Genomic DNA, 10,751 nt, shown 5'->3' with positions numbered 1-10,751 from the left:
CCCCCACACCAGCCACATACAACTCCCCCACCACACCCACCGGCACCGAACGCAACCAACCGTCCAACACAAACACCGCCGCGCCCTCTATCGGTATACCGATCGGCGGCGCCCCCGTGCCCGCCGTCAAAGGTCCCGTCCGGCAGGCACATACAGTCGTCTCGGTCGGACCGTAGGCGTTGACCATCACCCGGCCCGGCGCCCACCGATCCACCACCTCCGCCGGACACGCCTCACCGGCGACCAGCAGCGTCATCGACGGCAACCCGCTGGGGGGCAACACCGCTGCTGCGGAAGGGGTTTGGCTCAGGAAGGTGACCTGCTCGGCGGTGAGTAACGCGTGTAACTCGTCGGCCGAGCCGGCCACCGATTCGGGAACGATCACCAACCGGTCACCGCCCAGCAGTGCGCCCCAGACCTCTTCGACCGAGGCGTCGTAGGCCAGGGAATGGCACTGTGCCCACACTCTTGTCGGCGCATCTGGATCCGCATTCTTCGGCGCAAGCACCTCGGTGACGTTGCGGTGGGTGATAGCCACCCCCTTGGGCACACCGGTGGTCCCCGAGGTGTAGATCACGTAGGCGATGTCGTCGCGGTCGCGCATCGGCACTGTGGTGACGGGTTGGTCGTCGACGGCGGTATCCTCGCGATCGATGATCAGCACGGTTGGTTGGTCCAGTCGGGCGGCCAGATCGGCTGTGGTGATCGCGGCCACCGGCGCGGCATCGACGAAGATGAATCCGATCCGTTCGGCGGGCAGTTCCGGGTCGATCGGCAGATATGCCGCTCCCGTCTTGAGCACCGCCAGCATCGCGGTGATCGCTTCCGGACAGCGTGAAAAGAACAGCGCAACAGTGCTTCCGGGGCCTGCGCCGAGATCGATCAATGATTGCACGAGCCGATTCGCCGCCAGATCCAATTCCAGGTAGGTCATCGACCGGCCCTGGTAACTCAGGGCCACCGCGTTGGGCATCCGGGCCACCTGCGCGGCGAACAACTCCGGTATCGACACACCGGTCGCCGGCCGACTCAGCGCGGCGCGGTTGCCGAGGTCGTCGAGACGGCTGTGTTCAGAAGCGTCCAGCAGATCCACGGCTGACAGCCGCCGTGCCGGGTCCGCGGTCATCGAGGCCAAGATCCGCCTCAACCGCCCGATCAGCCCGTGGATATTGAACTCTTCGAACGCAGCGGTGTCGAACTCGACGCGCATTTCCAGTTCGGCGCCGGGCCGGACCGCGATCGTCAGCGGGTAGTGGGTGGATTCATGACCGCACACATCGGTGATCATCAATTCGGTCATGCCGGACAAGGCAGCGGCGTCGACGGGATAGTTCTCGTACACGAAGATGCTGTCGAAAAGTTGATCATGTCCGGTGATGCGGTGGATCTCGCTCAGCGCGATGTGCTGGTGATCCAGGGTGGCGTTGTGGACGCGCTGCAGCCCGGTGATCAGGTCGGCCGTCGTGGTGGCAGGGGTCATCGCCGCTCGCACCGGCACGGTGTTGATCAACAGCCCGACCATCGATTCCGCGCCGGTCAGCTCGGTTGGCCTCCCCGAAACCACGGTGCCGAAGGCGACGTCGTTCTGGCCGGTCAGCCACATCAGCAATTGAGCCCACGCCGACTGGAGCACAATATTGACAGTGGTATGAAGCGAGCGTGCCAATTCGCCGATGTCGCTGGACATCTCAGCGGGCAGGCGGAAGCTCTCCACACCGCGACGGCCGGCATTCGACCGGTCGGCGGGGCCCACCAGCGTCGCTTCTTCGAAGCCGACGAATACGTCGCGCCAGGCGCTCGCAGCGGTGTCCTCGTCGCGTCCGGCGAGCCAGGAGATGAAGCTGCGGTACGGCGCGGGGGTGGGTAGCTGGTGCCCGTGGTAGCTGGCGAAGATCTCCGCGACGAGGATCGGCAGCGACCAGCCGTCCATCACGATGTGGTGGAAGGTGAGGACGAACCGGTACCGATCGTGTGCGGTGCGGATCAGAGCGGCTCGAAAGATCAGCTGGCCGAACAGATCACAGACCGCTGCTCGCTCTTCGGCCCGTACCCGCTCGATCTGCTCATCGGAGATGAGTTCGATATACCGCCACCCAACGGCGGGATCGGCCGGGATGGTCTGGACCGGCTCGTCGAACTGAATGTGGAAGCGGGCCGCGAGGTTCGGATGACGCTTGACGACGGTGTTCACCGCTTCGCGTAGCCGAGAGGAGTCGAGGGCGCCGCTCAGGGTGATCACCAGCTGGACCGCATAGACATCCTCACTCGCCTTCGCGGTGCTGGTGTGGAAGAGCAACCCCTGCTGCAAAGGCGTCAACGGCAGGATGTCGGTGACGTCGTAACGCTCGGTGAGTTCGTCGATTTGGTGCTGGGTCAACCGGGCCGGTGCGATGTCGGAGGGGGTGAGGCCGCCGCCCCCCGCGCGGACATGGGTGCAGATGCCGGTCAAAGCCTCGAACCAGAGCCGACTCAGTCGGTTGACCCGCTCGGGGTCGAGTGTTGAGGGTGCCCATGTCCAGTGGGCGTGTAGTTGTGGACCGGTGCCGGTGTCGACAGTGCCGGCATTGAGTTCGACGGTGTGGGCCAACGGCATCGGGACCGCTGCGGCAACACCGGTCAGCGACACTCCGTCGGGTCCGATGCGCCACAACTCATCCGAAATCTCGCGCCCAGTGGTGGTGAGTCGGCCCAGGTAGTTGAATCCGATCGGGGGATCGTGCTCGGGTAGCTCGATATCGGAGTTCAGATAGCGCAGCAGACCGTAGGTCAGTGGGTCGGGCAGGGCGCGGAGCTGTTCTTTAGCATCTTTGACCACCGCACCCAGGCCCGCATCACCGGCGGTGACCTGCGCCCACGACAATCGACTGATATCCAGGGCAACAGGGTATTTAGCAGTGAACCAGCCCACCGTGCGGGTCAGATCCACCCCGGCAGCGATACCCTCATCACGGCCGTGGCCCTCCACATCGATACCCACCGGCCCACCGGCACCAACAAACTCACCCACCGCTATCGCCAACGCGATCAACAAAATGTCTTGGACCCCGGTGCGGAACGCCGCGGGCACCTGCCCCACCAACACCGCGGTGGTCTCGGTGTCCAACGACACCGACCACTGCCCAGCACCGGCATAAGTATCAGCGGGCTGGGGCGCGGGCAACAGCGCGGGAACCTCAGCCACCCGTTTCCAAACCTCGGCCTGACCCACGACCGCAGGCGCATAAGCATGGTCAGCCAACAGTGCCGACCAGCGGGCAAACGAGGTCCCCACCACCGGCAGGGTGATCGGCTGCCCGCTGCGGCGCTGGGCCCAGGCGATGTTGAGGTCTTCCAAGAGTATTCGCCACGACACCCCGTCAACGGTCAGGTGGTGGACGATCAACACCAACTGTTTCGTCGAGGTCACCCACAGGGCGCTCACCATCACGCCAGCGGCCAGATCCAATCGTGACCGCGCCGCCAGGAGCGCCTGCTCAGACAACGCCTCGACCGACGTCAGACAGACATCCACCGACCCGGCGCCCGGAACGACGAATGACCGCCCGCCGTCACCGTCACGCTCGGCGCGCAACCGCAACATGGCGTGTCGGTCCAGCAGCGCCTGCAGCAGCACAACCACATCGGACTCGGTGACCCCATCGGGGGCCTGCACCACCACCGTCTGGTTGAACTCGTCAATCGGGCCTTGCCGGTTCGTCAGCCATCGCATGATCGGGGTGGCGGCCACCGGCCCGGTGCCCTCATCGACCGGAGCGAGACCGTCGTCGGCGACCTCGACAACCCGGGCCAGCCGGGCCACCGTCTGCTCGACGAAAATATCGCGCGGGCGACACACCAACCCCGCCGCGCGCGCCCGGGCCACCACCTGCATCGACGAGATGCTGTCCCCACCCAGATCGAAGAACGAATCATCCACCCCCACCCGATCCAGGCCCAACACCTCGGCATAGATCCCGGCCAACACCTCCTCAACGGCATCAGTGGGCGCGCGGTATCCCGCTGCGGCGTATTCGGGTGCCGGTAATGCACGGGTGTCGAGTTTGCCGTTGACGTTGATTGGTAGCGCGCCGATGACCACCACTGCGGCGGGCACCATATACGCCGGCAGACACTCGGCCAGCGCGCTACGCGCACGACCCACATCGACCGTGCAGCCCGGTGTTTCGGTGACATAGCCCACCAAACGCTTATCACCGGGACGATCTTCACGCGCGATCACCGCCGCCTGCTCCACCCCGTCGAGCCCGAGCAGCGCGGACTGGATCTCGCCGAGTTCGATGCGATATCCACGAACCTTGACCTGCTCATCAACCCGACCCAGATAATCAAGCTGCCCATCAGCACGCCACCGCACCACATCCCCGGTGCGATACATCCGAGATCCCGGCAACCCAAATGGACACGCCACGAACCGCGCTGCGGTCAGCTTTGGTCTGCGCACGTAACCCACGCCGACACCGCGCCCGGCGATATACAACTCGCCCACCACGCCCGCCGGCACCTGTCGTAGTGAGCCGTCGAGTACGAAGAACGCCGCCCACGCCGTCGGGGAGCCGATCGGCGGCGCCCCTGAACCGGGTGTCAACGGCGCGCTCTTCGATGCCCACATCGTGGTCTCCGTCGGGCCGTAGACGTTGACCATCACCCGACCCGGCGCCCACCGGTCGACCAGCTCGGCTGGGCAGGGCTCGGCACCGATGACGAGTGCGGCCGAGCCCAACCCTTCGGGTGACAGCATCCCCACGGCGGAGGGAGTCTGGGTCAACACGGTGACCTGTTGTCTGATCAGTAGCGCGTGGAAGTCTTGCGGGGAGCGCGCGACCGAGTCAGATACCACGACCAAGCGGCCACCGAAAAGCAAGGCGCCCCATATCTCCCATACCGAGAAATCGAAGGCGTAGGAATGGAATTGCGTCCACACCTGCCCCGGTGCCAGCTCCACTCCGATTTCCAGAGAGTCGAACAGCTGGACGACGTTGTAGTGGGTGACGGTGACTCCTTTGGGCGCACCGGTCGTGCCCGAGGTGTAGATGATGTGCGCCAGATCGTCCGGCGCGGGATGGGGCAGATCGGTACCAGCTTGGTCCGCAATGCGTGGATCGGCGATGTCGATGATCTCGACGGTGCACCCGCCGAGCAGTGCGCGGAGGTCGGCCGTGGTGACCGCGGCGATCGGGGCGGCATCTGTGATCATGAAGTCGATCCGCGACGCCGGCAGGGCGGGATCGATGGGCAAGTACGCGGCCCCGACCTTCAGGACTGCCAGGATTGCGACGACCGCCTCTGCTGAGCGCGGAAAAAGCAGTGCCACAGTCTGTCCCGGTCCTGCTCCACGTGCGGCCAGAAAGTGTGCCAAGCGGTTGGCCGCCAGATTCAACTCGCGGTATGTCATCGCCCGGTCTTCGAAGGTGACTGCTGGCGCGTCGGGGAACCGGGCGACCTGGTCGGCGAACCGTGCCGGAACGGACACCGGCGTGGGGGGCTCGGTCAACATCGCGCGGTTGCCGAACCCATCCAGCCGGGAGTGCTCGGCGTCATCGAGTAGGTCGATCGACGAGATTCGCTGTGCCGGGTCGGCGCAAATCGCCGTCAACACGCGCTCAAAGCGTCGGATCAGCTCCTCGATGCTCGCCGCATCGAACACGTCGGTGCGAAACTCGACCGTGCCGCCGATTCCCGCGGGTTCGCCCGTGTCGTCCCAGCGTTCCGCCAGCGAAATCGCCAGATCCATACGCGCCGTGCGGGTCTCCACCGGCACCGACGCGATGTGAAGACCTTCCAACGCCAATCCGGAGGCCAGATCGGTATCTCCGGCGAACTGCCACCCCAACATCACCTGGATCAAGGGATGATGCCCCAACGACCTGGACGGGTTGAGCCGCTCGACGAGCACTTCGAAAGGCACGTCTTGGTTCTCGAAGGCCTCGAGGCTGCGCTGGCGCACCTGAGCCAACAGGTCGGCTACGTCGGGATCACCGCTCAGGTCGACGCGAAGCACCAACGTGTTGACGAAGAAGCCGACCAGTTCCGCGAGTGCGGGGTCGCGCCGCCCGGCGATCGGGAAACCGACGGCCACCTCGGGACAGGCGCTGATCTTCGAGAGCAGCACCGCCAGCGCGGCCTGCAACAGCATGAAGCTGGTCACGTTGTGCTCGCGCGCCACTCGTCCGACGGTCTGCTGCAACTCGGCTGACCAATCCACCACCAAGCTCGCGCCACGCTGATCGGCCACCGGCGGATAGGGACGGTCGGTGGGCAGTGGCAGGTGCTCGGGGAGGCCGGCCAGCGTCCGCTCCCAGTAGGCCAGCTGCGCGCAGATGGGGCTCTGGTCATCGTCGAGATCGCCCAGGAGTTGGCGCTGCCACAGCGTGTAATCGACGTACTGCACCGGCAGCGGTTCCCAATCGGGGCTCAGTCCAGCCGATCGGCTGGTGTAAGCGACGGTGAGATCTCTGATCAACGGCAGTATCGACAGACCGTCGGCGGCGATGTGGTGTGCGACGGCCACCAGCACATGCTCATGGTCATCAACTCGGAAAAGCTTGGCCCGCAATGGGATCTCGGATGTCAGGTCGAAGCCCTGCTGCGCCAGCGTGCTGAGGGCCTCGTCGAGGCGCGGCGGCGACCACCCGACGGCATCGACGACCTCCCACCCGAAGTCGGCCCGTTCGGGCGGCAGCACCAGCTGCCGGGGCGATCCGTCGGTGGCGGGAAGTAGCGTGCGCAGGCTTTCGTGGCGGGCCACCACATCGGCCAGTGCGGCGCCGAACGCCTCACGATCCAGGTCGCCGCTCAACCGCAACGCGGCCGCCATGTTGTACACCGCTGAGGGACCCTGCAACTGGTCGACGAACCACAACCGCTGCTGGGCGTAGGACAGCGGCACCACCGCCGGTCGCTTCATCGGAGCCAGGGGCTGAAGCCCGCGTGATCCCACGCCGACCCGGAGCGCCAGCTGGGCGACCGTGGGCGCCTCGAACACGGTGGGCACCGAAAGATCGGCGCACAGAGCGGAATTGACGGTGGCCGACAGGCGCATCGCCAGCAACGAATCGCCACCCAGATCGAAGAAGGAGTCATCCACTCCGACACGTTCCAGGCCCAGCACCTCGGCGTAGATCCCGGCCAGGATCTCCTCGACGGCGTTGGCGGGGGGTCGATAACCATCACCACCCTGGGATTCGGGTGGGGGTAGGGCGTGGGCGTCGAGTTTGCCGTTGGGTGTCAACGGCAGCGCTTCGATCACGACGATCGCCGCCGGCACCATATAGGAAGGTAGCCGCTCGGCCAGCTGCGCACGCACTGCAGACGGCTCGGCTGTGCCGGTGATGTAGCCGACCAGCCGCTTCTCGCCGGGGCGGTCCTCACGGGCGATCACCGCCGCCTGTCCCACGCCGTCCAGTTGTGCGAGCACGGAGTGAATCTCGCCGAGTTCGATGCGGTAGCCGCGGATCTTGACCTGCTCATCGACCCGGCCCAGGTAGTCGAGCTGCCCGTCGGCCCGCCACCGCACCACATCGCCCGTGCGATACATCCGCGTCCCCGGTGATCCGAACGGGCACGCCACAAACCGTGCTGCCGTCAACCCCGGGCGGCCCACATAGCCCGCTCCCACCCCCGCACCAGCGACATACAACTCCCCCACGACACCCACCGGCACTTGCCGCAGCCAGCCGTCGAGGACAAACAGGGCAGCCCCACCCACCGGCACACCGATCGGCGGCACACCCGAGCCCGCCGTCAACGGCGCACTGATCGCCACACACATCGTCGTCTCGGTCGGCCCGTAGGCATTGACCATCACCCGCCCCGGCGCCCATCGGTCCACCACCTCAGCAGGACACGCCTCGCCCACCACCACCAACGCCACCGACTGCAGCCGGGAGGACGGCAACACCGCCACCGCCGAGGGGGTTTGGGTCAGTACGTCGACGCGCTCATCCGTCAGCAACGCATGAAAATCCTCGGCCGAACCCACCACGTCCTCGGTGACCACCACCACCCGACCACCGCGCAGCAGCGCGCCGAAGATCTCCCACACCGACACATCGAAAGCCAACGAATGACTGTGCGCCCAAACCCGCACCGGTCCGAAGCCCAGCTCTTGCGACGCCAACAGTTGCGTCACGTTGTCATGCGTAATCCCCACGGCCTTGGGCACACCCGTGGTGCCCGAGGTATAGATCAGGTAAGCGAGGTCGTCACCGCGCGGCATCGCCAATGCGGCAGAAGTTCGAAGGTCGGTCGCGGAATCGTCGAGATCGATGACCACCGTGGTCGGTTGGTCGAGCCGGGCGGCCAGCTCCGCGGTGGTGATCGTGGCGACAGGTGCGGCGTCGGTGACCATGAAGTCGATTCGATCCTCCGGTAAGACCGGGTCGATCGGCAGATACGCCGCTCCCGTCTTGAGTACCGCCAACATGGCCACGACCGCGTCGGCTGAGCGCGGTAACAACAACGCCACACACCGGCCCGGACCCGCGCCCAGTTCCACCAAGGACTGCGCCAACCGATTCGAGGCCTCGTCCAACTCGAGGTACGTCATCGATCGGCCCTCGGAGCTCACGGCGACTGCCTCCGGTGCGCGCGTCACCTGATCGAGGAACAACTCCGGAATGGTCACCGCCGGGCGAGAATCCGACAACACCCTGCGATTGCCGAGTCCATCGAGGAGGGTCTGCTCGTGATCGTCGAGCACGCTGATCGAAGCCAGCGGCCGCTCTGGGTCAGCAGCCATCGTGGACAGGATCCGCTCCAGCCGCGCCGCCAGGTCGCGGACATCACAACCAGCGAAGAAGTGTCCACCGCCAACGGTGTTCAGGTAGAGCTGGTCGTCGTCCTTGAAGAACACGAGCCCGAATTCGACGGGCCCGGCGTGAGTCAGCGTTCCCGTGGCTTCCGCATCAACCAGGTGCGCGGTGTGCTTGGCGGGTATGTAGTTGACGACCACCCGATTCGACGCCTGACCAGAGCCTCGAAGTCGTGCGCGGTAGTCGAGGGAGTGGACCGGGAAACGTTGATGCTGCAGCGCTTCTCGCATCCTGGTGTGGACGTGGCCGCAGAACTCCGCGACGGTCCTGCCCGGCGGGGCACTCAACACAAGCGGCACGAAGCCAGAGACCATTCCGGCCACCAACAAGGTTTCCGGACGCAGTCGCCTACTGACGGGGAAGTCGAGCACAACTTCTGATCGGTGCGTCTCAAAGGCGCGGACCAATAGCGCGCACGCTGCTGTGACGACCGAGGAACGGCGGATTTCCAAGCTCTGGGACAACACCTGGATCGCGTCCACAGCAGATGGGTTCAGTGGAATCGGCGCGGACGACTCCTCGCTGCGCCCGCCCGTCTCCACGTCTGGCGGCCGATACGCCGGTTCGCTGTCTTGCGGGAGGTTCCTCGTCCAATAGGCATAGTCATCGAGGTAGTCCGGCGACGATTCATAGTCCGCTTCGCAGGCGATCAAGTCGCGCAGCGATCCGAAGTAGGCAGGCGGGACGGGTTGGTCTGCAGCCATCGCCGAATAGATCTCCGCCATCCGATGACAAAGGAGTGTCAGCCCGATGCCATCCACCACGATGTGGTGGCAGCAGGCGAAGACATAGAACTCGTCGACCCGGGTCTGAAGCAACGCGAATTTGAACAGCGGACCGTCCAGGGGCATCAATTTCCGTTGGATCGACGACGCCACCAAAAGGGCGTCCTGCGCCGGATTCTGCGAGTCCATGAGGTCGTAGCGGGCGAGCTCGATGTCGGGGTAGTCGATCGGTCTTTGGTAGACCGCCCCGTCGATCTCGAAAAAGACGGCTCGAAGGGGTTCCGCCTCGCGCACCGCCTGGATGATGGCCGGCTTGACCAGGCCGAGGTTGACCCTTCCCTCGATCAGCACCAACTCGCCGAGTTGCCATTTCGGCCCGAAGCTGCCCGATTTCTCCGCGAGCCAGATGTCCAGCTGCCCGCGCGTAAGCGGAAAGGTTTCATTATCAAGTTCCATTCCACTCCCGCCTGAGAGGGTTATTGATCAGGAAAGCGGATCGAATACCTGCGACCGTTCATCGGCCGCTGCTGCTGGATGCAATTCAGAGGGGCCGCACCGCGCTTCTCCGGGAGCGAACCGCCCCAAGTTGAGACACCGGCGGGGCCCGGCCACCGCCTGTATGGATAGTCGTGCTTGGTCACACCCGTTCTGGGCTACGGCGTAGCCATATTCGAACGGATCGATCTCCATCAGTGCTCCATACCGCCGAAGACATGAATTGACGCCGGCAAGCCAAAACCCTACTCATTCGAATGGGGGTTAGTGTTCTGTTTTGGCAAAGATTCCGTGCGGGTGCGTCAAGGCCAAAGGCATCGATCTCGCGGCGGAGCATTGCTCACCCGATTAGTGCTGGTCATCGCGCTGTAGAAGCTTTGACGACCAAAGCGTTTCCAGCGATTGACGCTGCGCCCAGGAAGCCTTCAGGCACCGCAAAGGACGGTGCTAGCAAACTTTTAGTCCTATTGAATCCGGGACGCGGGTTGTGGTGGAACCATCCATTCCGACATGTATTGCGGTTCGTGCCCGATAACCGCCAGCGAACACCGAATGGCAAAACGGAGGGGCGCACAATCGAGCGAGCCCCCAGCCCGGCCTTAAATTGACGCCAGACGCTATTTCGAATGACAGAGTCCCGTGGCGTGGTGGACTTCGGATCGGCGTGGGTGTACGCGTAGTGATCAACGAGTCGTGGTGAATGCTAGGCGATTTGGCGCTG

The 10,751-nt window shown here is 64.8% G+C and carries 1 protein-coding gene; it reads right to left on the bottom strand.

Annotated elements, in window-relative coordinates:
* Positions 1 to 9,991: non-ribosomal peptide synthetase (locus RMCN_RS17725; protein ID WP_131808579.1), on the bottom strand; the 9,991-nt coding region annotated here is incomplete at its 3' end.
* Positions 9,992 to 10,751 lie beyond the last annotated feature (760 nt).

This window comes from Mycolicibacterium novocastrense, from assembly GCF_001570485.1.
Classification (GTDB): Bacteria; Actinomycetota; Actinomycetes; order Mycobacteriales; family Mycobacteriaceae; genus Mycobacterium; species Mycobacterium novocastrense.
The sequence above is the reverse complement of the archived record's forward strand: the minus strand, read 5'-3'. Positions and strand labels throughout refer to the sequence as shown.